The organism is Streptomyces sp. 2114.4 (assembly GCF_900187385.1).
Taxonomy (GTDB): Bacteria; Actinomycetota; Actinomycetes; order Streptomycetales; family Streptomycetaceae; genus Streptomyces; species Streptomyces mooreae.
The window spans coordinates 4843240-4866012 of record NZ_FYEY01000001.1; the positions used below are offsets into that span (position 1 = coordinate 4843240).

At 72.6% G+C, this 22773-nt stretch carries 23 protein-coding genes; 9 read left to right on the forward strand and 14 right to left on the reverse strand.

Features of this window, described 5'->3' with window-relative positions; genetic code table 11:
* Nucleotides 1–37: 37 nt before the first annotated feature.
* Nucleotides 38–313 carry a DUF4031 domain-containing protein gene (locus CFW40_RS21390; RefSeq protein WP_088799399.1) on the forward strand — a complete coding sequence of 92 codons (276 nt, stop codon included), beginning with the start codon at nt 38–40 and terminating at the stop codon, nt 311–313.
* Between the two features lie 170 nt (nt 314–483).
* Nucleotides 484–1029: a pyridoxamine 5'-phosphate oxidase family protein gene (locus CFW40_RS21395; RefSeq protein WP_088799400.1), complete on the forward strand. Its 546-nt coding sequence runs from the start codon at nt 484–486 to the stop codon at nt 1027–1029.
* Nucleotides 1030–1078: 49 nt separating this feature from the next.
* Here CFW40_RS21395 and CFW40_RS21400 read toward each other — a convergent pair whose 3' ends face one another.
* From CFW40_RS21400 to CFW40_RS21420, 5 genes are all read right to left on the reverse strand, one after another.
* Nucleotides 1079–2353, reverse strand: coding sequence for a Cmx/CmrA family chloramphenicol efflux MFS transporter (locus CFW40_RS21400; protein WP_088799401.1), 1275 nt, complete (start codon nt 2351–2353; stop codon nt 1079–1081).
* Nucleotides 2354–2545: 192 nt separating this feature from the next.
* Nucleotides 2546–3229 carry a hypothetical protein gene (locus CFW40_RS21405; protein WP_088802268.1) on the reverse strand — a complete coding sequence of 228 codons (684 nt, stop codon included), beginning with the start codon at nt 3227–3229 and terminating at the stop codon, nt 2546–2548.
* A gap of 54 nt (nt 3230–3283) precedes the next feature.
* Nucleotides 3284–4186: a transporter substrate-binding domain-containing protein gene (locus tag CFW40_RS21410; protein WP_088799402.1), complete on the reverse strand. Its 903-nt coding sequence runs from the start codon at nt 4184–4186 to the stop codon at nt 3284–3286.
* A gap of 62 nt (nt 4187–4248) precedes the next feature.
* Nucleotides 4249–4974 (reverse strand): hypothetical protein, encoded by a 726-nt coding sequence (locus CFW40_RS21415; RefSeq protein WP_088799403.1) that lies wholly within the window; start codon nt 4972–4974, stop codon nt 4249–4251.
* Nucleotides 4971–5480 (reverse strand): hypothetical protein, encoded by a 510-nt coding sequence (locus CFW40_RS21420; RefSeq protein ID WP_088799404.1) that lies wholly within the window; start codon nt 5478–5480, stop codon nt 4971–4973. Before CFW40_RS21420 ends, CFW40_RS21415 begins: the two co-directional genes overlap by 4 nt.
* Nucleotides 5481–5774: 294 nt before the next feature.
* Here CFW40_RS21420 and CFW40_RS21425 point away from each other — a divergent pair, with 294 nt between their 5' ends.
* Nucleotides 5775–6497: a copper homeostasis protein CutC gene (locus tag CFW40_RS21425; protein ID WP_088799405.1), complete on the forward strand. Its 723-nt coding sequence runs from the start codon at nt 5775–5777 to the stop codon at nt 6495–6497.
* A gap of 106 nt (nt 6498–6603) precedes the next feature.
* Here CFW40_RS21425 and CFW40_RS21430 read toward each other — a convergent pair whose 3' ends face one another.
* Complete coding sequence (locus tag CFW40_RS21430; protein WP_088799406.1) at nt 6604–8655, reverse strand: AAA family ATPase; 2052 nt, start codon at nt 8653–8655, stop codon at nt 6604–6606.
* Nucleotides 8656–9025: 370 nt separating this feature from the next.
* Here CFW40_RS21430 and CFW40_RS21435 point away from each other — a divergent pair, with 370 nt between their 5' ends.
* Both CFW40_RS21435 and CFW40_RS21440 read left to right on the forward strand, forming a co-directional pair.
* Nucleotides 9026–9292, forward strand: coding sequence for a hypothetical protein (locus CFW40_RS21435; protein WP_088799407.1), 267 nt, complete (start codon nt 9026–9028; stop codon nt 9290–9292).
* 371 nt (nt 9293–9663) lie between these two features.
* A complete protein-coding gene (locus CFW40_RS21440; RefSeq protein ID WP_088802269.1) occupies nt 9664–10851 on the forward strand; it encodes a glycosyltransferase 87 family protein in 1188 nt (395 codons plus the stop codon).
* Between the two features lie 8 nt (nt 10852–10859).
* Here the strand turns inward: CFW40_RS21440 and CFW40_RS21445 are convergent, their stop codons facing one another.
* The 3 genes from CFW40_RS21445 to CFW40_RS21455 form a co-directional block, all read right to left on the reverse strand.
* Nucleotides 10860–12512 (reverse strand): DNA repair helicase XPB, encoded by a 1653-nt coding sequence (locus CFW40_RS21445; protein ID WP_088799408.1) that lies wholly within the window; start codon nt 12510–12512, stop codon nt 10860–10862.
* A gap of 584 nt (nt 12513–13096) precedes the next feature.
* Nucleotides 13097–13576 carry an NUDIX hydrolase gene (locus CFW40_RS21450; RefSeq protein WP_088799409.1) on the reverse strand — a complete coding sequence of 160 codons (480 nt, stop codon included), beginning with the start codon at nt 13574–13576 and terminating at the stop codon, nt 13097–13099.
* Between the two features lie 3 nt (nt 13577–13579).
* Complete coding sequence (locus CFW40_RS21455) at nt 13580–14323, reverse strand: helix-turn-helix domain-containing protein (protein WP_088799410.1); 744 nt, start codon at nt 14321–14323, stop codon at nt 13580–13582.
* A gap of 118 nt (nt 14324–14441) precedes the next feature.
* Between CFW40_RS21455 and CFW40_RS21460 the strand changes: the two genes are divergently transcribed.
* The gene (locus CFW40_RS21460; protein ID WP_088799411.1) at nt 14442–14741 is read left to right on the forward strand and encodes a hypothetical protein; all 300 of its coding nucleotides are present in this window, start codon (nt 14442–14444) and stop codon (nt 14739–14741) included.
* Nucleotides 14742–14819: 78 nt separating this feature from the next.
* Here the strand turns inward: CFW40_RS21460 and CFW40_RS21465 are convergent, their stop codons facing one another.
* A complete protein-coding gene (locus tag CFW40_RS21465; RefSeq protein ID WP_088799412.1) occupies nt 14820–17507 on the reverse strand; it encodes a helicase C-terminal domain-containing protein in 2688 nt (895 codons plus the stop codon).
* Nucleotides 17508–17683: 176 nt separating this feature from the next.
* Between CFW40_RS21465 and CFW40_RS21470 the strand changes: the two genes are divergently transcribed.
* Nucleotides 17684–18928: a hypothetical protein gene (locus tag CFW40_RS21470; RefSeq protein ID WP_088799413.1), complete on the forward strand. Its 1245-nt coding sequence runs from the start codon at nt 17684–17686 to the stop codon at nt 18926–18928.
* A gap of 138 nt (nt 18929–19066) precedes the next feature.
* Nucleotides 19067–19717 carry an HAD family hydrolase gene (locus CFW40_RS21475; RefSeq protein ID WP_088799414.1) on the forward strand — a complete coding sequence of 217 codons (651 nt, stop codon included), beginning with the start codon at nt 19067–19069 and terminating at the stop codon, nt 19715–19717.
* Here the strand turns inward: CFW40_RS21475 and CFW40_RS21480 are convergent.
* Nucleotides 19681–19932, reverse strand: coding sequence for a hypothetical protein (locus CFW40_RS21480; protein ID WP_371127279.1), 252 nt, complete (start codon nt 19930–19932; stop codon nt 19681–19683). The genes CFW40_RS21475 and CFW40_RS21480 overlap by 37 nt on opposite strands.
* A 239-nt stretch (nt 19933–20171) precedes the next feature.
* Between CFW40_RS21480 and CFW40_RS38725 the strand changes: the two genes are divergently transcribed.
* Nucleotides 20172–20555 carry a cold-shock protein gene (locus tag CFW40_RS38725; RefSeq protein WP_018089689.1) on the forward strand — a complete coding sequence of 128 codons (384 nt, stop codon included), beginning with the start codon at nt 20172–20174 and terminating at the stop codon, nt 20553–20555.
* A gap of 49 nt (nt 20556–20604) precedes the next feature.
* Here CFW40_RS38725 and CFW40_RS21490 read toward each other — a convergent pair whose 3' ends face one another.
* Genes CFW40_RS21490 through CFW40_RS21500 form a run of 3 tightly spaced genes read right to left on the reverse strand, consistent with a single transcriptional unit; the run spans nt 20605 to nt 22743 of the window.
* Nucleotides 20605–21456, reverse strand: a complete 852-nt coding sequence (locus CFW40_RS21490) for a 1,4-dihydroxy-6-naphthoate synthase (protein WP_088799415.1) — start codon at nt 21454–21456, stop codon at nt 20605–20607.
* Between the two features lie 10 nt (nt 21457–21466).
* The gene (locus CFW40_RS21495) at nt 21467–22213 is read right to left on the reverse strand and encodes a futalosine hydrolase (RefSeq protein WP_088799416.1); all 747 of its coding nucleotides are present in this window, start codon (nt 22211–22213) and stop codon (nt 21467–21469) included.
* 26 nt (nt 22214–22239) lie between these two features.
* Nucleotides 22240–22743: a hypothetical protein gene (locus tag CFW40_RS21500; RefSeq protein ID WP_088799417.1), complete on the reverse strand. Its 504-nt coding sequence runs from the start codon at nt 22741–22743 to the stop codon at nt 22240–22242.
* Nucleotides 22744–22773: the final 30 nt, after the last annotated feature.

Here is a 22773-nt window from a genome sequence, read left to right on the forward strand (position 1 = left end):
GCCGGGTGCGACGCGGTGACCCGGCCGGAGGACTGACGTGACGGTCTATATCGATCCCCCCACCTGGCCAGGACACGGCCGGATGTGGTCACACCTGGTCAGCGACCACTCCTTCGACGAACTGCACGTCTTCGCCGCGGGCATCGGCGCGCCCCGGCGGGCGTTCGAGCGCGACCACTACGACCTGCCGGCGGAGCGGTACGGCGATGCGGTGCGGGCCGGCGCCGTGGAGGTCGGCAGCAAGGAACTGCTGCGCCGCCTGACGGCCGCGGGACTGCGCCGCCCCAAGCACCGGCCGGCGCCGCGGGTGTGAGGCCCCGGTCCCGGCTCGGTCCGTGGAGCCGTACGCCGTGAGCCGCAGCCCGTGGAGCCTCGCCCCGTAGACCCTGCGGCGCGTCGTAGCGGGGGCAGGGCGGTGGGTCGCCGGACGATGGGCCTGAGCCTGCGTGCGCCGGGTGGAAGCCGTATGGGAAGGGGACAGCCATGTCCGTCAGCGAACCGGGCCGGGAGCCGGTCACCGATCTCGACCCCGACTACAGCAGTGAGGACGCCACGGCGACCGGATGGGCCACGGCCGTCGGCGGTATCACCGAGGCGGAGATCTTCTGGCTCACCACCGTACGGCCGGACGGCCGCCCGCATGTCACCCCGCTGCTCGCCGTCTGGTCGGACGGCGCCCTCCACTTCTGCACCGGCCCCGGCGAACGCAAGGCCAAGAACCTCGAAACCAACGCGCACTGCGTGCTGACGACCTCGACGGCCGGCGGCAACGATCTGCACGCCGGGCTCGATGTGGTGGTCGAGGGCGACGCGGTGCAGGTCAGCGACGAGCCGACGCTGCACCGGCTGGCCGGTCTGTACACCGAGAAGTACGGCAGCGACTGGCATTTCGACGTCCGCGACGGTGCGTTCCACGGGCAGGGCGGCGGCCGGGCCCTGGTCTTCCGCGTCGAGCCGGTCACGGCCTTCGGGTTCGGGCGGGGAGAGACGTACAGCCAGACGCGGTGGAGGTTTGAGGGCGGGGCGTAGGGCGGGGGCGCCGCTGCTTCAGGGGGCAGCGGCGGCCCCGTCTCAGGGGTCAGTGCCGCCCTGCCGGGTCCCCGGCCTTCGCTGTCTTGTGTGCCGCTGTTGCGGGGGCGCCGGCTGTTGAGGAGGCGATCACCCGGGAGCGGCTTGTCGCGTGGTGGATCCGGAAGGCGAGGGCGGTGGTGACGACGGCCGCCGCGGCCAGCGCGGCGCCGGTCCAGGCGACGGACGGGTAGCCCCAGCCCGCGCCGATGGCCAGGCCGCCGAGCCAGGGACCGAGGGTGTTGCCGATGTTGAAGGCGGCGGTGGTGGTGGCGCCGGCCAGGGTCGGCGCGGCGTTCGCCACGTTGAACATCCGGGCGTTGAGCGCCGGGGCCGTGGTGAACGCGGTCACTCCGAGCATCAGCGAGAGCGCGACGGCGGCGGCCGGGCTGTGCGCGGTCAGCGCCAGGACGGCCAGCACGACCGTGGAGGCGCTGATGCCGCCGAAGAGCGTCCCGAAGAGGTGTGCGTCGGCGATCCGGCCGCCGATGAACGTACCGATCAGTGCGCCGACGCCGAACAGCGCGAGCACCGTCGGCACCCAGCTCTCGGCGAGGCCTGCGGTGTCGGTCAGCAGCGGCGAGAGGTACGAGAAGAGCGCGAAGACCGCGGCGCCGTTCAGCGCCGTGGCGGTCAGCGCCAGCCAGACCTGCTTGTCCTTGTAGATGGCCAGCTCGCGACGGAGCTGCGGGCGGTCGTCGCCGGTGGGCACGGCCGTACGCGGCACCAGCGCGACCACGCCGAGCAGGCCGATCGCGGCCAGGCCGGCCACCGCCCAGAACGCGGCGCGCCAGCCGGCGTGCTGCCCGAGCAGCGCGCCGGCCGGGACGCCCGCGATATTGGCGATGCTCAGGCCGCCGACCATCACCGCCATCGCGCGGGCCCGTGCGGTCACCGGTACCAGCGAGACGGCGACGGCCGCGCCGACGGCCCAGAAGCCGGCGCAGGCGAGCGCGCTCACGACACGGGAGACGAACAGCACGCCGTAGGAGGGTGCCAGCGCGCCTGCCACCTGGCCCAGGCCGAAGGCCGCGAGCAGTGCGATCAGGGTCGTCCGGCGCGGAAGGCGGAGCGTTGCGGCGGCGAGGACCGGGGCGCCGACCACCATGCCGATCGCGAAGGCGGAGACCAGGAGCCCGGCCTGCGGAATCGAGACGTGGAGGTCGCGGGCGAGCGGCTGGAGGATGCCGGAGAGCATGAACTCGGACGTGCCGAGAGCGAAGACGGACAGGCCGAGGATGTACACGGCTATGGGCAGGCGGGCGCGGTCGGACGGTGCTGGCATGTCAGCTACTAACAGCGGTAGGACGGCTTACATTCCCCGGTCACGGTACCGGTCGCAGCCGCAGCCCCTCCGCCCAGCCGGTCGCCTCCCCGTCGCCTTCCCGGTCAGGTGCCCGGTCGCCTCCCCGTTGCGTTCCGGCCGCCGGCGATGGAGGAGACGCCCCCTTGGAGCCGGCCGGAGCCCCCCGAAGCCCTACGCCCCCCGCAGCAGATCCAGCTCCGTGGCGAGGTTGCGGCGGGCGAGGTGTTCCCAGCGGTCGTAGCCGCGGGGGGTGCGGAACAGGCGGGGGAGGGCGAGGAGTTGGGACAGGATGGCGGAGCGGCCGGCGAGGAAGTCGGGGTCGGGTACGAAGGCGTACTCGGCACGGACCGCGGCGGCGTAGGCCGCGTACTCGTCGGGGGACCCGGCGAGCACGGCGAGGTCGGCGTCGCACAGGACCTCGCCGTCGGGGTCGTCGGGCGCCGGGTCATGGGTGACGGTGAGCCGCACCAGGCGGGCGACCTCGGCCGTGCGGGCCGGGCCGATGCCCAGCTCGGGCAGGGCGCGTTCGGCGAGGGCCGCGCTGCGCTCCTCGTTCTCGGAGCGGTCCGGCCGGTAGACGGCGTCGTGGAACCAGGCCGCCAACTGGACGGTGGGCAAGTCGTCGGCGTGCTGTGCCAGTTCGTCGATGCGGTAGAGGACCGCGGTCAGATGGTCGACGGTGTGGTAGCGGCGTTGCGGTTCGCGCCAACGGGACAGGAGGTTGTCCGCGTACGGGGCGGGGTCGGGTGCCGTGGGGTTCTTGGTGCCGCGCGCCTTGGCCACGGTCACGGCCCAGCGCTGCCGCAGCTCCTGCGCCGGGTCGGTGGTGTCTGCCGTACGGGACACGGAGGTCATGCCCGCCATTGTGCCTCGTGCGCCGGGAAACCGGGGTGGAGGGCGAGTGCCCGGTCAGGTCTGGGGCTCGTCGTGGCACGAGAGGGAGTCGATCGACTCGACGCTCGGCTTGTAGTTGCTCTCCCATCGGGGGTCGGCCTTGGGAATGGACCAGAGGGACGTGGAGAAGTCCTGGTTCCAGGTGTTGTCGGTGACGTAGTCCCGCAAGGCGTCACGCAGCTTCAGGCAGTCCTGGCGGTGGCCCTTGGCCATGGCGATGCCGTAGCGGTTGGCGGAGCCGTAGGTGAGGCCCGGGACGACCTTGAGATCCCGGTTCTCCTGGGTGAAGCCGTAGAGGATCATCTGGTCGGTGGAGACCGCGTCGGCGAACTTCGTCTCCTTGAGGTCCCTGATGCAGCTGGAGGCATCCGGGGCCTGGTAGAGCTGGATCCGGCGGTACGCCGGGCTGTCCAGTGTCGTGAAGGAGGTCGTCCCGGGCCAGGTGCAGACGCGCTTGCCGACGAGGTCTTCGGGCTTGTGGATGCGGTTGTCGTTCTTGCGGACCATGATCCCCTGGAAGGTGGAGGCGTACGGTCCGGCGAAGTCCAGCTTCTTCATACGGTCGGCGGTGATCGAGAACGTCGCGGCGACCAGGTCTTTCTTCTTCTCGGTGAGCACCGTGCTGCGGTCCTCCGACGGCACGATCCCGAAGTCCGGCTCGGCGCCGACCGCTTTGAGGACCTGTCGGGCGACGGTGATGTCGAAGCCGGAGAACTTGTAGACGTGGACGACGCCGGTGCCCGGCTGATCGTTCTTCGTGCCGACCGATGCCCTGCCGTTCGCGAAGAGCGAGGGAGGCTGCGAGGTGCCGCAGGCGGTGGCGGTCAGTGCGGCGAGGGCGAGGAGTGCCGTGAGCGGGACGGTGCGGCTGCTGCTGCAACAGCGGCGGCTCGTGCCTCCGGGTGCGTGAGTGGTCATCAAGATCCCCCGTTCGTGTCGTGGGCCGTCGGTGCTTCCACGGCCGGCTTCGGGCCGCCGGATCACCTGTCGTGCAGCACCGCGTCCGTCGCGCTGATGTCCATCCGGCAGCCGCGGTCGGTGTGCAGGGTGACGTTGATCCGTACGGTGCTGACCCCCGCGCCCAGGGCGAAGTCGACGGTGCCGTGGGAGCGGATCCGCTGTGGCTGGGCCGCGACGCCCGAGGCGAGCAGGGAGACGGTGGCGGAGTCCGGGAGGCAGGTCGGGCCGGCCGGATCGTGGTCGTTGATGGCCAGCGTCAGGCGCAGGGCGTCGCGTGCCTCCTTCAGGGCGGGGGCGTCGAGAAGGAGCGTGAGGTCCCGGTTCGTCTCCCCGTCCAGCGGCTGTGTGCCCTGGATGCGGACGGACCCGGTCACATCGATCTCGCCGTGTGCGACGACGTGCTGGAACGCCAGCCAGCCCCCGACCGTCGCCAGGACGGAGACGAGGGACAGCGTGCCGACGACGCGGGCGTCGCGGGGGCGCCGGTTGAGGACGCGGGCGGCGCCGGTGAGGAGCGCCAGCCCGGAGAGCGCGCCCCAGAGGGTGTACTGGCCGGCCGGTCCGCCCGGCTGGGTGGTTCCGGCGATGACCACGGCGGTGCAGGCCAGCAGGAGCGGCAGCCAGCGTGCGCTGGGGTGCATCACCCACTTGACGATCACGTTCTTGATGTCGTTGGCCGCGATGGAGTGGTCGCCGTGTGCCGTCGGACTGTTGTGGACGTTGCCACTGCCTCCGAGGCGGGTCATGAGCCGTTCCGGGGGGCCGGGCCGCCCCCCATGTGGATGTCGCCGTGGATCTCGACGGCCGCGATGGAGCCCTGGCCGGTCGCGGTCGGGGTGTTGTGGACGGTGTGCACGGCGGCTGCCGGGGCGAGCCGGGTGACGTGCTCCAGGAAGTGGGGGGCGTCGCGACGGTCGGCGGGGGACCGTAGCCAGGCGGTCAGGGCGGCGGACAGCAGGTGCCGCTCCTGGTCGTCGAGGCGTGCGAGCAGTGCGTCGAGTGCGTCCGCGCGCCGGAGGTCGAGGAGCGGCGTGGCGGCGCCCTCGCCGAGGCCGGGGTCGGCGCCTTCGCCGAGGCCGGCGTCGGTCCCGTCGTCGCGGCGCAGCAGCCGGCGGAAGAAGCCCTCACCGGCGGTCACGGTGCGTTCGGCGATCCGCTGCTGGGCGGCGGTGAGCACGGAGGTGCCCATGCTGTTCGCCGCCAGGGCGAGATAGGGGGCGATTTCCGCGGAAACATTCGCTAATTCGGACATCCGATCTCCCCCTGATCTTGGGCGGGCGTCCTGTCGCAACGCCCTTACGAGGAGGGCGTGTTACCCCCGCGAGGGGTGGCTCAAACCTGTGCCAATGGGGTGTTTCGGGTCGGGGTGTCGTCGGGGTGACGGGCCGGCATTGGCTGCGCGTCGGGGTGTCCTGGCTGCGCGCCGGACGTGCGTGGTCTGCCGGGTGGCCCGTAGTCTGGGCTATTGGACTAGACCTGTCGCCCGGTGTCGGGGTGGGCCGTCACGTCCCGTCCCGTCACGTTCGTCATCGAAGGATGAGGTCATATGAGCAAGCGCGCGCTCCTGGAGGTGATCGCGCTCGACCCGCGGGACGCGGTCGCCGCCCAGGCCGGCGGGGCCGACCGCCTGGAGCTGGTCACGGACATGGCGGCCGACGGGCTCACCCCGCCCCGCGCGGCGTTCGCGGCGATCCGGGCGGCCGTCGACCTCCCGTTGCGGGTGATGCTGCGGTCCGCCGACGGCTTCGCGGCCGGTGACGTGACGGCGCTGTGCGAGGAGGCCGCGGCGCTGCGGGCGGAGGGCGCCGAGGAGTTCGTCCTCGGCTTTCTGACGCCGGACGGGCGGCCGGATCTCGATGCGGTGGCGGCGCTGGCCGAGGTGATCGACGGCTGCCGGTGGACCTTCCACCGGGCCATCGACCGGGCCGCCGACCGGGACGCGCTGCGCAAGGAGCTGTCGGCGGCGGCCGGCGCCGCCGGGCTCGACACCTATCTGACGGCCGGCTGCGCGCAAGGCGTCGGCGCGGGGGTGCGGACACTGCTGGCCGAGCAGGCACGTACGGCAGCGGGCGAGCCCGGGTATGCGCCGCGGATCCTGGTCGGCGGCGGACTCGGGCTCGGCCATCTGCCGGAGCTGCGTGCGGCCGGTCTCGACGCGTTCCACATCGGGGGCGCGGCCCGGCCCGCCGGCTGGGCGGCGCCCGTGGAGGCGGCGGCGGTACGGACGTGGCGGGAGGCGCTGGACCAGCCGGTCGCGGAGGGGGTGTGAGCGTCGGCCCGCGGGCCTGAGACGTCGTCCGGCGGGCCCGGGACGGGTGCGCCGGGCGGGCGTCGCCCCGGGGGCCCGGGGGGCCTGACGCCCCGCCGTCCGCTCCTCAGGGACCGGTCAGTGCTTCCGGCAGCGCCGCGCCATGAACCACCGTCAGACCGGACACCGGCCGGGTCAGGCAGACGTAGAGGCGGCGCAGGCCGGTGCGTTCGTCCGGTTCGCCGTCGACGATCGCGGCCGGCTCCTCCAGGACGACGTAGTCGTACTCCAGTCCCTTGGCGAGGGTGGCGGGTACCAGCGTCAGCCGGGCCGTCGCCGAGGTCTCCTCGCCGGGGGCCAGGCAGACCGTGCCCGCTGCCTCCAGGGCCGTGCGCAGCGTCGGAATGCGGGCCTCCGCGGCGATCAGGCCGACCGAGCCCTCCTTCGTCAGGGCATCGTCGCAGGCCGCGAGGGTGGCGGCGGTCAGCTCCGCCGGATCGACCGGACGGATCTCGAAGTCGCCCGCCGACTCGCGGATGGAGGTGGCCTCCGTCAGATCGGGGGCGATGGCGGGCAGCAGCCGGGACGCGTACGCGATGACCTCGCGCGGTACGCGGAAGCCCTGGGTGAGTTCCTCGACGGCCGCACCGGGCTTGCCCAGGTGGGCCAGCGCCTCTTCCCAGGTGTGGGTGGCCCAGGGGGTGGTGCCCTGGGCGATATCGCCGAGGATGGTCGCGGAGCCCGTCGTGCAGCGGCGGCCGACCGCGCGGTACTGCATGGGGGAGAGGTCCTGCGCCTCGTCGAGGACCACATGGCCGAGGGAGTGGGTGCGCGCGACCAGGTCCATCGCCTCGTCGATCAACACCGCGTCCGCGGACGACCACTTGGCGCTCTTCACGCTGCGGGCCGGTTTGGTCCACAGGATCGTCTTCTGCTCCTCGGGCGTCAGGATTCCCTCGGCCTGCCCGGCCAGGAACTCCGCGTCGCCCAGCAGCCGCAGCACCAGCTTTGCCGGGTCGACCGGCGGCCAGACCGCCTTGACCGCGGCTTTCACGGCGGGGTTACGGGCCACCGCGTCCTGCACCCGGTCGTCCGGGGCCTCGCCCGCCTGCTCCATCCGGACCAGCACGGCGTGCGCGATCCGCTGCGGCAGCGCCTCGCGGGCGGCACCGTAGCGGATGTCCCGGTCCATCAACTCCTGTACGAGCTCTTCGAGTTCGTAGGCCGGTACGCGCCAGCGGCGGGAGCCGCGGACGACCACGCAGGGCTCCTGGGGCATGGTGATGTGCGAGCGGACCGCCCGCCGCAGCACCTCCGCCATGCGCGCGTCGCCCTTGACCGCCGCGGCGGCCGCCTCGTCCGTGCCGCGTACCTCCACATGACCGACCAGGTCGTCGACCGTGGCCTGCTTGACCTCCAGCTCACCGAGGGCCGGCAGCACCTGCTCGATGTAGTGGAGGAACGAGCGGTTCGGGCCGATGACGAGGGTGCCGGTCCGGGCCAGCCGCTCGCGGTGCGCGTACAGCAGATACGCGACACGGTGCAGGCCGACCGCCGTCTTCCCGGTGCCCGGCGCACCCTGTACGCAGACCGAGCCGCCGATGCCGGCGCGCACGATCTCGTCCTGCTCCGGCTGGATCGTGGCGACGATGTCCCGCATGGGGCCGACGCGCGGGCGCTCGATCTCGGTCTGGAGGAGCCGGCTGGTCCGTTCCGCCTCCGCGGGGTCGGTGAGGTGTTCGTCCTCGTAGGCGGTCAACTCGCCCGCCGTGTAACCGAAACGGCGGCGCAGCCTGAGGTCCATCGGGTCCTTTTTGGAGGCCCGGTAGAACGGCTGGGATACGGGCGCCCGCCAGTCGATGACCATGGGGTCGCCGTCGGCGTCGTGGACGTGCCGCCGCCCGATGTAGAAGTTCTCTCCCGCGGCTCCCTCGGCGAGCTCCAGTCCGGGGGCGTGGAGATAGTCGAGGCGGCCGAAGAAGAGCGGGGTGTGGGAGAGGTCGGCGAGGGCCTTGATCCGGGCGTCGATCTCGCCCTGGAGGACTTCGGCGTTGACCCAGTTCGCGGTGACGTCGGCGATGTTCAGCGCCTCGGCGTCCTCGCGCATGGCGCGCAGGGCCGCGCGGGAGGCGGCCAGGTGGGACTTTTCGCGCTGGAGGGGGTCAGGGGTGGCGGGCACGGCGTTGCCTCCGGGGGCGGGTACTTCGGCGGGCGCGCCAGGGTGAGCGGGCGCGGCGGGCCGGTGTCGGTGCGCGGCGCGGGTCAGGCGGTGCGCGGGTCAGCGGCGTGAAGCGAAGGGCCGTCCGGTTTCCGACCGGTCGGCGGCACTCCTCGACGGGAGGCAGGCAGACGGGCGATTGTAATCAGCGGCTCGGAACGGCGCCAACGGATTTCCGGCGGCGTTGCGGCGGTCGTTTCGGGGCGAACGAACCCTGAGGGCGCCGTAGGCCTCCCGTAGGGGGCCGGGTGGGTCCGGAGACGGACATCCGGCCCCAGGGATGGACCTATGGACCGATGTGCTGCAATCGCGTGAATTTCATCATGGAGACATGAGCAGCGCAGCGATTCCCCCAGGTTCTGTCCCTCCGATCTCCGTCCACCCGGTCAAGGGCGCCACAGCCCTCGGCGCGGACCCCGGACGCGGTGCGGCCGCCGTCCACGAGCACCGCTACGTCGTGGGCAACGCACTCCGCGCGATCAAGGTCTTCGTCACGGCCGCCTTCAGCGTCGCCGTCATGGGCGAGTACGCGGACGAACCGCGCACGCCCGACACCACGAACACCCGGCACGACAACCGCGATGCCACGAACGCCTGACTCCATGAACCCCCGGCCCCGCACGACCCGACTCCGTGCCGGCGGGCTCCGCACGACCCGACTCCGTGCCGGCGGGCTCCGCACGACCCGACTCCGTGCCGGCCGGCTCCGCACGACCCGACTCCGTGCCGGCCGGCTCCGCACGACCCGACCCCGCACCACCCCCGTTGCCATCCGGTTGATTTCCGGTTGACCGGAAACCGTTACGGCCCGTCGGGCTCGATCCATTAGCGTCGCCGAAAGAGAGCGCACTCAGGGCTACGGGGAGGGGACAACGGGTGTCTGCCGCCGGCGGGACGCGGACGTGGAGACGGACCTGGGGGCAGGGCATCGCCCGCCCCGGACGCTTGGTGATCGCAGCGGCGCTGCTCATGGCGTCACTCGCCGGACTATGGCTGCTGTACCAGGTCCTGCCGATGCCGATGTCCGACATAGCGGTCTACCGAGCCGAGGGCCAGGCGGCCTCGGCGGGCGGTGATCTCTACGGCTTCACGGTCACCAAGTGGGCACTTCCGGCCACCTATCCGCCCTTCGCGGCCGTGCTCTTCATACCGACCACCTGGCTCTCGCTCGGCACGCTCAAAGTCGTGTGCGTGCTCGTCAACGCGGCCCTTCTCGCGCTGCTGATCCAGCTCTCCTGCAAGGCGGCCGGCCTGCGCAAGACTTCCTGCACCGCGCCCGCCATCCTCGCCACCACCGCGCTCGGCCTCTGGCTGGAGCCGGTCTTCCAGACCCTTGTCTTCGGCCAGGTCAACCTCGCACTGACCTGCCTGGTCCTGTGGGACCTCTCCCGTCCGGACGGCGCCCGCTTCAAGGGGTTCGCCACCGGCATCGCGGCGGGCATCAAACTCACCCCCGCGATCTTCGGTGTCTATCTCCTCGTCACCGGCCGGGTGAAGGCCGCCTTCACCGTCCTCGGCGGGTTCCTGGCCTCGGCGCTGCTGGGCTGGCTGGTCCTGCCCGATGCCAGCATCGAGTACTGGACGCAGCGGATGTTCGAGACCGGCCGGGTCGGCAAGGTCTGGATCGTCGACAACCAGTCCCTCCAGGGCCTGATCACCCGCGTACTGCACCAGCCCGAGCCCGGCCTGCTGTGGGCGGTGCCCGCGCTGCTGACCGCCGCGGCGGGGCTCTACACCGCCCGCCGGGTGTATCTGCGGCGCGGTCTGGACAGTTGGGGTGTGCTGTGCACGGCGATCACGGCGCTGCTGGTCTCGCCGATCAGCTGGTCCCACCACTGGGTCTGGTGTGTGCCGCTGCTCGTCGCGCTCGCCGCCCGTACCCGGCGCAGCCCGTGGCGCAGGGCGCTGTCGGCCGCCGTCACCCTCGCCTTCGCCGCCCGCTCGATGTGGGTCCTCCCGCACACCGGCGATCTCGACCTGCACTTCGCGTGGTGGCAGCAGCCGTTCGCGGCCCCGTACCCGCTGCTCGGTCTCGCCCTGCTGGCGGCCGTGGTCCTGTGGACGCGGAAGCCCTCCGGCATACCCGGTGCGGCGGCCGGCCGCCTCCCGGCGCCGCGCGCCGAGCAGCAGCTCGCCGGCGGCGCGCGGGCGGTCTGAGCGGGAGCTCAGACCTCGTCGTCCGCCGCCAGCAGCTCGTCCGCGTCCACGATGCGGTACGCATAGCCCTGCTCGGCCAGGAAGCGCTGGCGGTGTGCCGCGAAGTCCTGGTCGATGGTGTCGCGCGCGACGACCGAATAGAAGCGCGCCTCGTGGCCGTCCGCCTTGGGACGCAGCACCCGGCCCAGCCGCTGGGCCTCCTCCTGGCGCGAGCCGAACGTGCCGGACACCTGGATCGCGACCGTGGCCTCCGGAAGGTCGACCGAGAAGTTCGCGACCTTCGAGACGACGAGCACCGAGATCTCGCCCTCCCGGAAGGCGCCGAACAGCTTCTCGCGCTGTGCGTTGGTGGTCTCGCCCTTGATCACCGGCGCGTTCAGATGCTCGCCCAGCTCGTCCAGCTGGTCGATGTACTGCCCGATGACCAGCGTCTGTTCGCCCTGGTGGCGGCGGACCAGTGCCTCGGTCACATGCTGCTTGCTGGCGGTGGTCGCGCAGAAGCGGTACTTCTCCTCGGTCTCGGCGGTCGCGTACGCCAGCCGCTCCGAGTCGGTCAGGTTGACCCGTACCTCGACACAGTCGGCGGGGGCGATATACCCCTGTGCCTCGATCTCCTTCCAGGGGGCGTCGAAGCGCTTGGGCCCGATGAGGGAGAACACATCCGACTCCCGGCCATCCTCGCGCACCAGCGTCGCGGTCAGCCCCAGCCGCCGCCGCGCCTGCAGATCGGCGGTGAACTTGAAGACCGGGGCGGGCAGCAGGTGCACCTCGTCGTAGACGACCAGACCCCAGTCGCGGGAGTCGAACAGCTCCAGGTGCGGGTAGACGCCCTTCCGCTTGGTCGTCAGCACCTGGTACGTGGCGATGGTGACCGGCCGGATCTCCTTCTTCGTCCCGCTGTACTCGCCGATCTCGTCCTCGGTGAGCGAGGTCCGCTTCACCAGCTCGTGCTTCCACTGCCGGGCCGAGACCGTATTCGTCACCAGGATCAGCGTGGTCGCCTTGGCCTGTGCCATCGCGCCCGCCCCGACCAGCGTCTTGCCCGCGCCGCAGGGCAGCACGACCACACCCGAGCCGCCGTGCCAGAACCCCTCGACCGCCTGCTGCTGATACGGCCGCAGCGCCCAGCCGTTCTCGTCCAGCTCGATCGGATGCGCCTCGCCGTCCACGTAGCCGGCCAGGTCCTCGGCGGGCCAGCCCAGCTTGAGCAGCGTCTGCTTGATCTGCCCGCGCTCCGAGGGGTGCACCACGACCGAATCCGGGTCCAGCCGCGCCCCGACCAGCGGCTGCACCTTCTTCGAGCGCAGGATCTCCTCCAGCACCGGGCGGTCGGTGGTGGTCAGCACCAAGCCGTGCGCGGGGTGCTTGGTGAGCGTCAGCCGCCCGTAGCGGGACATCGTCTCGGCGATGTCGACCAGCAGCGCATGCGGCACCGGGTACCGCGAGAACTGCACCAGCGCGTCGACGACCTGCTCGGCGTCGTGCCCGGCCGCCCGCGCGTTCCACAGCCCGAGCGGCGTCACCCGGTAGGTATGGATGTGCTCCGGCGCCCGCTCCAGCTCGGCAAAGGGCGCGATGGCCCGCCGGCAGGCGTCCGCCAGCTCATGGTCCACCTCCAGCAGCAGCGTTTTGTCGCTCTGGACGATGAGGGGTCCGTTCACGCGCCTCGCCTTTCACTTCCCGGCCTTCGGCCGCCTGCACCGGCCGCGGGCCCGGGTCGTCGATCACCGGCCCACGGTCTCGGCCGCAGATGCGGCCAAACGTCCAGTCTGCCCTACCGGCTGCGTTTGGGGCGAGGCGTGCTTCACACCGGTTTGCGGACCGGCCGCTGAGGAGAGTGCGGGAAGCCTATTCATGGCCTCGTTCGCCGAACTCGGCAGATAGATCCCTTGTGGAATACTCGTGAGCCAACTCTCTGCCGGTCCATGTGGTGAATGCGACCTTTTGATTCCCTTCTTCGTCTATAAATGGGTGGCCGATGGAAAAGCTGCGCCCTTCATTATCTGCCATCAGGCGGTGAAGCGTTGCCATCTCGGTGGTCTGCGGACGCTCACCAAGCTGTTTACGTCACGTGCCAGCTCACGGGCTTCCTGGCTGTCATCCGCAGGGATGTAGGGCACCGCCCCAAGCTGCACGCTGATACGTGGCTCCTCCGTGCTGAAGCGGACGTCATCCAAGTCAGCTCGCTCGTTCTCGTAGCCGAGGAGGCCGACGTAAACAATCGCCGGAACCAGTTGCGTGGCATTCAGCCGAGGTAGGGCGGTGCGCAGTGCTCGCGGTGCCGCAAATAGTGCTCCAGCCGTAGCCGTTGAGTGTGGTGCATGGGCAGTATGTCGATCTCGGCCGGAGGCACGAAGCGGAGGTCCGTGGACTCGTCCGAGATGGTGAGAGAACCGCCGGTGATCCGGGCGGTGAAGCAGACATTGAACTGCCGCCGTACCTCGCCGTCGGAGTAGGCGATCACATGCCGGGGGTCCGTATACGTGCCGACGAGCCCGGTGATCTCCACGTCGAAGCCGGTCTCCTCCTTGACCTCTCGTACGGCGGCGCCCGGCAGCGAATCCGCCATCTCCATGCCGCCGCCCGGCAGGGCCCACAGCCCGCTGTCCCGCCGCCGTTGGAGCAGCACCTCCCCGCCGGTATTCGTCACGACCGCGGACGCGGCGACGACGAGGCTGTTGGGCTCGGGGGCTTCGGGGTCGTCGAAGTACTCGGTCCGGGCCATGGTTCAGTCCTCCTGCACGGGCGTCGCTGTTGCCCACACGGCGTCGAAGCTCGATGCGTACGTGTCGTACATCCCACCCTTGCCGCTGCGCCGCAGGTGCCAGACGGGCGCTGCGTAGGCGTTGACACCCCAGAGGTGGCTGTTCACCAGCGCCTGGTCGTCAGCGAGGTAGATGCTGTTGTAGAGGGTCGTGGCGTGCGTACGCAACTCAACCCCGGGAACGCCGGTAAGCGGCCTGTAGTGCATCAATGCCAGTCGGCAACGCGATTCGATGCCATGGCCGAACTTCTCTTCCTGTCCGCGTTGTTGCACATGAGGGCTGTCGGCGTCCCCGATGGCAATCCTGACGGTGCATCCTTCGGCGGCGCGCTCTTGCAAAAGGCCGGTGAGGCGCGGGTAGGCCTCGTGCAGAAAGACTGCCGCGTAAACGAGGACATCGACGCGTTCTCGGGCTTGCGAGAGGAGATCCACAAAGACGGATACCGGCAAATCGGCCCGCTTGTCGTAGAGCGCGATCAGCTCCGGGCTGACGGCCCGGGCCGCCCGTGGCTGACGCAAGGATGGCCAGAGTGCGTGCACGTCTTCCCCTAACTTCTCGGCCGCTCGAAACGCGGTCGTACGGCGTGGCGTGCGGCCGAGGTTGACCCAGCGTTCCACGGACTTGGTGTCCACTTCCGTTGCTTCGGCCAGGGCGGCATGAGTCCATCCGCCTGACGCCATCGCGGCTCGAAGTCTTTCGTTGGGCATGCAGTCTCTCCCTGTGCGAGGGGACGTTGCCAGGGACGTTCTGCCGGAAGCGGGACGTCCCGAAGTGTGGTTTGGCGGTGGTTTCGCCGTCCTGGGTGACAGCCGGAAGCTCGGTGGCATGGAAAAGGACGAGCAGAGCACTGAGGTGACCACCGCGCGACTGCTGCCATGGCGGTCGCCGGAAGGCAAACGATGCGTACTGATCACGGACAACGAAGGTGGTCTGCTGTCGCATGTCGCGGGCGAGATGAAGCGGGTTCAACTCGCCATGGGAGCGGAGCTTCTGGACCATGCCGCCGCGCTGCTCGCTGACAGCGCGGCGACGGAAGACCAACTGCGATACCTGGCCTGTCGGCTTGCTGAGGCGCCGGCAGACACGCTCAGCATTGCGGAAGGCCGAGGCGACCGCCGTTCGTGACGGGGCTGACGCCGGTGGCGCGGAACAGGCGCAGCACCGTCAGTGATGGTGGCCGGGGAGGGGCCGCCTCGCCACCCCTCAGACCGAGTCGTCCGCCAGTTCCGCGACTCCCGTGATCCGGTGCAGCGGATAGGTCCGCACCTCGTCGGAGGTGTGGTCGTAGGCCGTCACGAAGCCGCCTTCGACGCGTACCGGCGCGATGACGCGCTGGCTGGCGGCGCCGTCGGCGTTGACGTAGCCGATCCACAGGGCGGAGTGGGTCAGCACCGCGGCCTGCATGGTGGCAAGGGTCTCGGCGGAGGTGGTGCGGGGGAGGGCGCCGGGGGCGGCCGGAGCGGGGGCGCGGACGGGCTTGCGTTCCGCGGTGGCGGCGAGGTCGCCGGCGCGGATGGCACGTACCGCCGCGGTGAGCAGGGTCGCGTCGGGGGCCGGCGGGCCGTCGGGCACCGGGGTGGGGGCGGTGCGCGGCGGGGTGCGGTAGGTGTCGGCGCGGGCGATCAGCACGTCGCCCGCGGTGGACTCGGCGGCCGGGGCGTAACCCATCGCCCGCAGGCCGTCGAGGAGTTGGTCGGGGGCGGTCTGGGCGGCGAGCACGGTCGGGGCGAGCCGGCGCAGCCGGAGGGTGGCGGCGCGGCGGTCGGCAAGGATCTCGGAGAGCAGGGCGTCGTCGTCGCAGCGGACGTAGGCGGTGGCCGCGCCGACCCGCAGTCGGCCGTGCTTACGGGCCACGTCGTCGATGAGGTAGGCGAGCGGCTGGGGGACCGGGGTGCGGGAGTGGGCGGTGAGGAATTCCTGCAGTTCGACGGCGGAGCGGCCGGCGTCCAGGGCACGGCGTACCGAGGCGGGGGTGAAGCGGTAGACCGTCGCGCCGCCCTTGGACTCGATGTCGGCGAGGACGCCGAGCGCGTCGGCGAGCGGGCGGTGCAGCGGGCCGGGGGCGACGGCGGTCAGGTCCGCCTGGAGGAGGACGTGGTCGACGGGTTCGGGGAGGAGGGGGGCGAGGAGCGCGGCGGCGCGGCTCGCGGCGGCGTCGGTGTCCGCGGGGGGAGGGGCCGCGCCGGGCGCGGCGGAGGAGGCCGCGGCGGACTGCGAGGTGGTGTCGGCCGAGGTGGCGTCGATCAGTGCGCGGCCGTGGGTGGAGAGTGCGCCGCGGCCGGTCACGCCCAGCAACTCGGCCTCGGTCAGCGTCCATTGCGCGAGACGCGAGCGGAGGTCGTCGGCGGGGGCGGAGCCGGCGGGACCGGGCGCCGGGCCGGCGGGGCCGGCGGACGGTACGCCGCCTTCGACGGCCCCGGCCCCGGCCCCGGTCGCGGCCCCGGTCGCGGCCCCGGCCCCGGCCCCAGCCCCGGCCCCGGCCCCGGCCCCGGCCCCGGCCGGCGTCCGGCCCGTGGCCGGTGCCGGGACCTGGCCCGCGGCCCCGGCGCTGCGCAGCGGACGCTCCCACTGCAGCCGGGAGCGGACCGCCGCCGCCGGTACGGCGGTGCCGGGCGGCAGGCCGGCGAGGAGGGCGAGGGCGCGGCGGCGGACCTCGGGGGCGGGGGAGCGGTCGAGGTGCGGGCCGAGGGCGGCCAGCGCGCGGCCCTTGGCATCGGCGCTGCCGACGAGGCCCGCGGCGCGGGTCGCGGAGAGCCAGGCGGCCGCCAGCACGGCCCAGCGCTCGTGGTCGGGCAGCTGCAGCCACTCCTCGGCGGCCGGGGTGGCCGCGAACCGCTCGTCGGCCTCACCGTCGGAGGCGATCAGCCCGGCCCCGTAGGCGAGTTCGAGCCAGAAGGCGGCCAGCTGCTCGGTGGTGTCCAGGGCGGTGGCGGTGCGCTTGAGATCGCGGACGCTCATCCCGCCGGCGCGCAGGACACCAGGCCCGCCCAGGTCCCACTCCTTGAGCAGTTCCTCGACGGTCGCCAGCGCGGTGAACGCCTGACTCGCGGCGGCGTTGTCCACAAGCTGTGGATCGCGCTCCGTGACGGGGGAGAGCGCGGGCGGGACCGGCTCGGGGGTGCGATGGGCGCGCCCGGCGCGCAGATGGAGCGCCGCCTCGCGCGGCAGGACGACGTTGCGGGCGCCCGCCGGGAGCAGCAGGCCCCGGTCCAGCAGCCACTGCAGATGCGGGGCCGGACGGTCGGTGACCCCGCCGTACGGCGGGCCCCACAGCAGCTTGTCGAGGACGGCGACGGATTCGGCGGGCGCGGTGTCGAGCAGCGCCGCCATCCGGGCGCGGTCGGAGAACAGGGCGGACAGCGCGGCGACCGCGGTGACCGGGTCGTGGGTGGCGGGCAGCCCGGCCGCGGCGATGATCTCCTGCAGCCGCCCCGGCGACATCCCGGCCGCGGCCTCGGCGACGGTCGGCCCCAGCCCGGTCGGCGACGGATGCGCGGCGCTGGGGCTGAGCAGTTCACGGGCCGTACGCACCAGCCGCAGGCGGTCGTCCGGGCCCCACACCAGCGCCTGCGCCCGCAGCTCGGCCACCGCCCTGGGCAGCTCGGCGGCGACCGCCGCGTCCCCGGTGTCCCCGCCCATCAGCGCGCCCAGCGTGTCGTACGGGCACGGGTCGGGCGCCACCGCCAGCGCCTCGGCGGTCTGCAGCACGAACCGGTCGAGCCGTTCCACCGCGCGGACGACCGACGCCCGGGTCCCGGCCCGGGTGGCGAGCTGGGTGACATCGCCCGGCACCGGATTGAGCAGGTCGGGCCGTGCCCGCAGCAGCCCGACGAGCCCGCGGTCGGTGCGGGTCCTGAGCTCCTCGGCGAGGGTGCGGGGTGTACCGGTCATTCGTCCTACGTTAGCGGGGCCGGGCCGGGCGGGGGACCGAGCGGCGGCACGGTATCCACGGAACGCCGCCACGCCACGGGTACGCCACCCCGCCCCGGCCCCCGCGGCCTCCGGCCCGCCGGGCGGCGGAGGCGGTACCGTCGGGGCAGTAACCAGCGGACGCCGCAGGGGATTTCGTGGGGATCGAGAGCGATCAGCTCGTCTATGACTATCTGAGCCGGGTGGGCGACCTGGCCCAGCAGCGGGGACTGCCCTCCGCCACGCGGATGCGGCTGGTCACCGGGCTCCGGGCCGAGATAGACGGACAGCAAGCCGATTCGGTGTCCGGTGTGAAGCGGATTCTGGCGCGGCTGGGGACGCCGGAGGCGGTGGTCGCGGCCGCGGGGAGCAGGGACGACAGGGCGCCGGGCGCGTCCTGGGGCGGCCCGGAGGCAGGGCGCGGCCCGCAGCCGCGGCAGGAGCCGGTGGCCGGGAGCGCCCCGGGGGCCGGTCCTTCCGTGCCGCTCGGCCCGACGCCGCCCGCAGCTCCGTCGTGGCCCGCCGGGACCCCGCGCCCGTGGAGCGCGGCGCGCGACAAGCTCACCGGTCTGGCCCGGCGCGGCGGGCTGACGGGCAAGCCGCCCGCGAACGGCAAGGACGCTCCGCACGGCACGGCCGGCACGGACGGCCCGTACGGCGCGGTGCCCGCCCCGCGCGCCGGTGCGCCTCGGGCCGCGCCGTCCGTCGGCCTGCCACCGCATCTGGCCGGCGCCGACGAGCTGGGAGACGACGGTGACGCGCCCGACTGGTGGCGGGTGGAGCCGGCGCCGTTCGGGCCGGGCGAGACCGTTCCGGGGTTCGTCGGCGGGATCGAGATCCCGGAGATATGGGACCGGCCGGAGAGCGACCGGGTGTCGATGAAGAAGGACGGGGCCGGGGGAGCCGGGGAGCAGGACGCGGAGGAGGACGCGGACGGCGCGGCGCCGGCGGAACGCCCGCTGCGGCGGATGGTCCGGCGGGTGCTCGACCGGCGGCGCGGCGGCGGGCCCGGTGCGGCGCCCGCGGCCGGGGCCGGCGAAGACGTCGTGGTGGTGCCGGCGCGGGCGCCGCTCAGCCCGGTCCTGATGCTGGCCGTGCTGCTGCTGGTGGCCGGTGCGGCGCTGGGGTCGTGGCTCGCGCTGGCGGGCGGCTGGGGGCTCGCGTACGTCTCACGGCGGCTGAGCCGGGCCGAGGCCAAGTTCGCGGCGCTCGGCGTGCCGGGGGCCGTCGTCGGCGGGCTGGTGGTGTGGCTGTGGGGCCGGTTCGACGGGCGCTGGGGCGAGCCGATCGCACAGGGGCGGCTGGGGCAGGAGATGGTCGACGGGCTGCCGGGGGTGGTGCGGGTGGCGGCGGTCGCCTCGGCGCTGTTCCTGGTGTGGCGGATGCGACGGGCGCCGCGATGAGGAGGCCGGGCCGCCAGGGGGCTCGCCCCCGGCCGGAGCGCCCCCCCGGGCCCCAGCCGGGACTAGGGGGAGACACCCCTAGGGACGCCCCAGGGGCCTCCTCCCGGCCGGAACGCGCCCACAGGCACAATGGCAGGCATGGCTGCGCACACTCCGACGGTCGGACTGACGGTCGGCTTTGACCTCGACATGACGCTGATCGACTCCCGTCCGGGCATCAAGGCCGCGTATCTGGAGCTCTCGGCCAGGACCGGCACCGTGATCGACGCCGACCTCGCGGTGAGCCGGCTGGGGCCCCCGCTGGAGGAGGAGATCCGCCAGTGGTTCCCCGCGGAGCGGGTGACGGAGATCGCCGAGCTCTACCGCGCGCTGTACCCGGAGTACGCGATCGCCGCGTCGCCCGCCCTGCCCGGCGCCCGGGAAGCCATCGACGCGGTGCACTCGGCGGGCGGCCGGGCGATCGTGGTGACGGCGAAGTACGAGCCGAACGCCAAGCTGCACCTGGAACACCTCGGCCTCGGCGTGGACGCCCTCTTCGGCTCGCTGTGGGCCGAGCGCAAGGCCGAGGCGCTGCGCACCCACCGGGCACCGGTCTACGTCGGCGATCACACCGGCGACGTCGTGGGGGCGCACACCGCCGGCGCGCTGTCCGTCGCGGTCGCCACCGGCCCGTGCGACGCCGCGGAGCTGCGCGACGCCGGTGCCGAGGTGGTGCTCGCCGACCTGACGGAGTTTCCGTCCTGGCTGGAGCGCTACGTGGCGGACGGGGGCGACGGCGCCGCCACCTGACGGCGCTGAGCGGTGGCGGAACGGATCACTCCGGCCGCCGCGATGAGGAAGCCGAGCCCCATCAGCATGCACAGCCAGTAGAAGACGGACGGCAGCGGTTCGGTCCCGAGGAACAGCGGCGCCACCGTGGCGAGAGTGGCCACTGCGCCAACTAGGAACATGATCGCGCCGATTCGGACCAGCAGATCCCCGGCCTGGGGAGTTTCGTCAGACACCTGACCAGGGTAAGTCGGGGCCAGAAGCACCGAGGATCCACCCGGCGGCGTCTTGTCACCGGCCTTGGGACCATTAGCCTGGGTGATGGCGGGTCCTGCGGCCCGCTGCACTGCTTTCCAGCCCCTCCCCACTCTCGGCTTCGCTCGTCGAGCGGGGGGACACCCACCCGCAGTCTCCGCAGTAGACCCGGCTCCAGATTTCAACGCTTTTTCCAACGAGTACGAGGACGAGGACAGACGTGCCTACCGGCAAGGTCAAGTGGTTCAACAGTGAGAAGGGCTTCGGCTTTCTCTCCCGCGATGACGGCGGTGACGTCTTCGTACACTCGTCGGTGCTGCCCGACGGGGTAGCCGCACTCAAGCCTGGCCAGCGCGTCGAATTCGGCGTCGTCGCGGGCCAGCGCGGCGATCAGGCGCTGACCGTGACGCTCCTCGACCCCGCGCCCTCGGTGGCCGCGGCGCAGCGCCGCAAGCCCGATGAACTCGCCTCGATCGTCCAGGACCTGACCACGTTGCTGGAGAACGTCACCCAGCAACTGGAGCGCGGCCGCTACCCGGACAAGGTGCACGGCGCGAAGATCGCCGGCATGCTGCGCGCCGTCGCCGACCAACTGGACGTCTGAGCACACCTGCCCGCGGGCGGCCGCACCCGGCCGTCACCCGGGAGGCACGTCACACGAACTGCAACGCATCGGGGCCGAGGGGCGGAACCAGCCCCTCGGCCGCGGCGCGGGTGAGCAGTCCGCGCACCGCGGCGTAGCCGTCCTCGCCGAGGTCGGCGGTGAATTCGTTGACGTACAGCCCGATGTGCTGGTCGGCGACCTTCGGGTCCATCTCCTGGGCATGCTCCAGGACGTACGGCCGGGAGGCCTCGGGGTCGTCCCAGGCCATCAGCACGGAGCTGCGGACCGCCGCCGCCAGCTCGCGCAACGCCCGCTCGCCCAGCGACCGCTTGGCGATGATCGCGCCGAGCGGGATCGGCAGCCCGGTGGTGAGCTCCCAGTGCTCGCCCATGTCGGCCAGGCGGACCAGGCCGTAGTTCTGGTACGTGAAGCGCGCCTCGTGAATGACCAGACCCGCGTCGACCTTGCCGTCGCGCACGGCCGGCATGATCTCGTGGAACGGCAGCACCACGATCTCCCCGACCCCGCCCGGCACCTCGGCCGCCGCCCACAGCCGGAACAGCAGATACGCGGTGGACCGCTCACTGGGCACCGCGACCGTCTTGCCCGCCAGATCCGCGGCCGTCCCCTGCTCCCTGGTCAGCACCAGCGGCCCGCAGCCGCGCCCCAGCGCCCCGCCGCAGGGCAGCAGCACATAGTCGTCGAGCACCCACGGCAGCACCGCGTACGACACCTTCAGCACATCGCCCTCACCGCGCTCGGCCATGCCGTTGGTGATATCGATATCGGCGAAGGTGACCGCCAGCTCCGGGGCGTCCGGGACCCGGCCGTGCGCCAGCGCGTCGAAGACGAAGGTGTCGTTCGGGCACGGCGAGTACGCGATGTTCAGCGGCCGGGTCACGGGGTCCTCCTCAGGGATGGTGCGGAGCCGGAGCGGGCGCCGGAGCCGGTACGGTGGCGGCCGTCAGGGCTCCGGGAAGCGTGCGGAAGGCACCGGTCAGGGCGGTGAGCGCGGGGCCGATGCGCCAGGCGGCGCGGTCGCGCGGGCCGACGGCGTTGGAGACCGTACGGATCTCCAGCACCGGCACGCCGTGCGCGGCGGCCGCCTCGGCGACCCCGAAGCCCTCCATCGCCTCGGCCAGCACCCCGGGGTGACGCGCCGCCAGCTCGTCGGCGCGGGCCGCGCTGCCGGTGACCGTGGAGACGGTCACCACGGTGCCCAGGGCCGCGCCGGCCGCCGCGGCGACGGCCTTGGCCAGCGCCGGGTCGGGGCGGTGCGCCACCGTCCCGAAGCCGAGGTCGGTGACCGGGGTGAAGCCGTCGGGGGTCTCGGCGCCCAGGTCGGCCGCGACGATCGCGTCGGCGACCACCACGGAGCCCAGGGCCGCGCCGGACGCGGCGAAGCCGCCGCCGATACCGGCCGAGACGACCAGGTCGTACGGCGCTGTGGCGAGCGCGGCGGCGGTCAGCGCGGTGGCCGTACCGGCGGCAGCGGCGGCCGGGCCGACACCGGCGGCCAGCACGTCGAGCGCCACCGGCGCACCCGCCGCACGTCGCAGCGCGTACCCGCCGGGCAGCGCCGTCTCGTCGCAGGGTTCTGCCGCGGCGGCCACCGCGTCGCGCTCGGCGGCCACCGCCGTGACGACCAGGACCCGCATCGGCCGGCCCTCCCGTCTCAGCTCTCTCAGTCCTGCTGCTTCAGGGTGAAGTGCCACAGGGTCTTGGGGCCCTCGCCGCCGCCCAGCTCCGCGACCTGGAGGGTGACGTCCTTGCGGTAGGAGGTCTGACCGGTCTGCGGGTTCTGCTGCATGAAGAGGGTGTCCGCGTCGAAGCTGCGGTACGTCTGCTTGCTGGGCGCGCGCATGACGGGGCCGGCACCGATGACGATCCACCCGGACTTGGCGACCTCCGGGTCGACGCCGACGCGCACCTTCTCACCGGGGTGGACGGTGATCGTCTTGCCGCCCTTCTTGGTGATGCAGGTGGCGACGGCCTTCTTGGAGAGGACCTTGCCCCCGCCGTCGCAGCCGGGGGTGGCCTCGGCCTGCACCGTCGTCGAACCGACGGTCACGGTTGCCAGGGATGTCGGCTTCTCGCAGGCGGAGAGGGTGAGGAGACCCAGGGACACGGCACCGATGGCGGCAGCGGCACGGCGGCCCTTGCCCCAGGAGATCAACGCAGCGGTCATACGGGCAGGCTATCTGGCGCCCCAGCTCAC

Coding starts and splice junctions, on each gene's coding strand:
- CFW40_RS21455 (WP_088799410.1), bottom strand. CDS start 14,323: ATGCCCAACGAAAGACTTCGAGCCGCGATGGCGTCAGGCGGATGGACT.
- CFW40_RS21395 (WP_088799400.1), top strand. CDS start 484: ATGTCCGTCAGCGAACCGGGCCGGGAGCCGGTCACCGATCTCGACCCC.
- CFW40_RS21415 (WP_088799403.1), bottom strand. CDS start 4,974: ATGACCCGCCTCGGAGGCAGTGGCAACGTCCACAACAGTCCGACGGCA.
- CFW40_RS21500 (WP_088799417.1), bottom strand. CDS start 22,743: ATGACCGCTGCGTTGATCTCCTGGGGCAAGGGCCGCCGTGCCGCTGCC.
- CFW40_RS21435 (WP_088799407.1), top strand. CDS start 9,026: ATGAGCAGCGCAGCGATTCCCCCAGGTTCTGTCCCTCCGATCTCCGTC.
- CFW40_RS21400 (WP_088799401.1), bottom strand. CDS start 2,353: ATGCCAGCACCGTCCGACCGCGCCCGCCTGCCCATAGCCGTGTACATC.
- CFW40_RS21495 (WP_088799416.1), bottom strand. CDS start 22,213: ATGCGGGTCCTGGTCGTCACGGCGGTGGCCGCCGAGCGCGACGCGGTG.
- CFW40_RS21425 (WP_088799405.1), top strand. CDS start 5,775: ATGAGCAAGCGCGCGCTCCTGGAGGTGATCGCGCTCGACCCGCGGGAC.
- CFW40_RS21440 (WP_088802269.1), top strand. CDS start 9,664: ATGGCGTCACTCGCCGGACTATGGCTGCTGTACCAGGTCCTGCCGATG.
- CFW40_RS21475 (WP_088799414.1), top strand. CDS start 19,067: ATGGCTGCGCACACTCCGACGGTCGGACTGACGGTCGGCTTTGACCTC.
- CFW40_RS21420 (WP_088799404.1), bottom strand. CDS start 5,480: ATGTCCGAATTAGCGAATGTTTCCGCGGAAATCGCCCCCTATCTCGCC.
- CFW40_RS21465 (WP_088799412.1), bottom strand. CDS start 17,507: ATGACCGGTACACCCCGCACCCTCGCCGAGGAGCTCAGGACCCGCACC.
- CFW40_RS21450 (WP_088799409.1), bottom strand. CDS start 13,576: ATGGCCCGGACCGAGTACTTCGACGACCCCGAAGCCCCCGAGCCCAAC.
- CFW40_RS21410 (WP_088799402.1), bottom strand. CDS start 4,186: ATGACCACTCACGCACCCGGAGGCACGAGCCGCCGCTGTTGCAGCAGC.
- CFW40_RS21405 (WP_088802268.1), bottom strand. CDS start 3,229: ATGACCTCCGTGTCCCGTACGGCAGACACCACCGACCCGGCGCAGGAG.
- CFW40_RS21460 (WP_088799411.1), top strand. CDS start 14,442: ATGGAAAAGGACGAGCAGAGCACTGAGGTGACCACCGCGCGACTGCTG.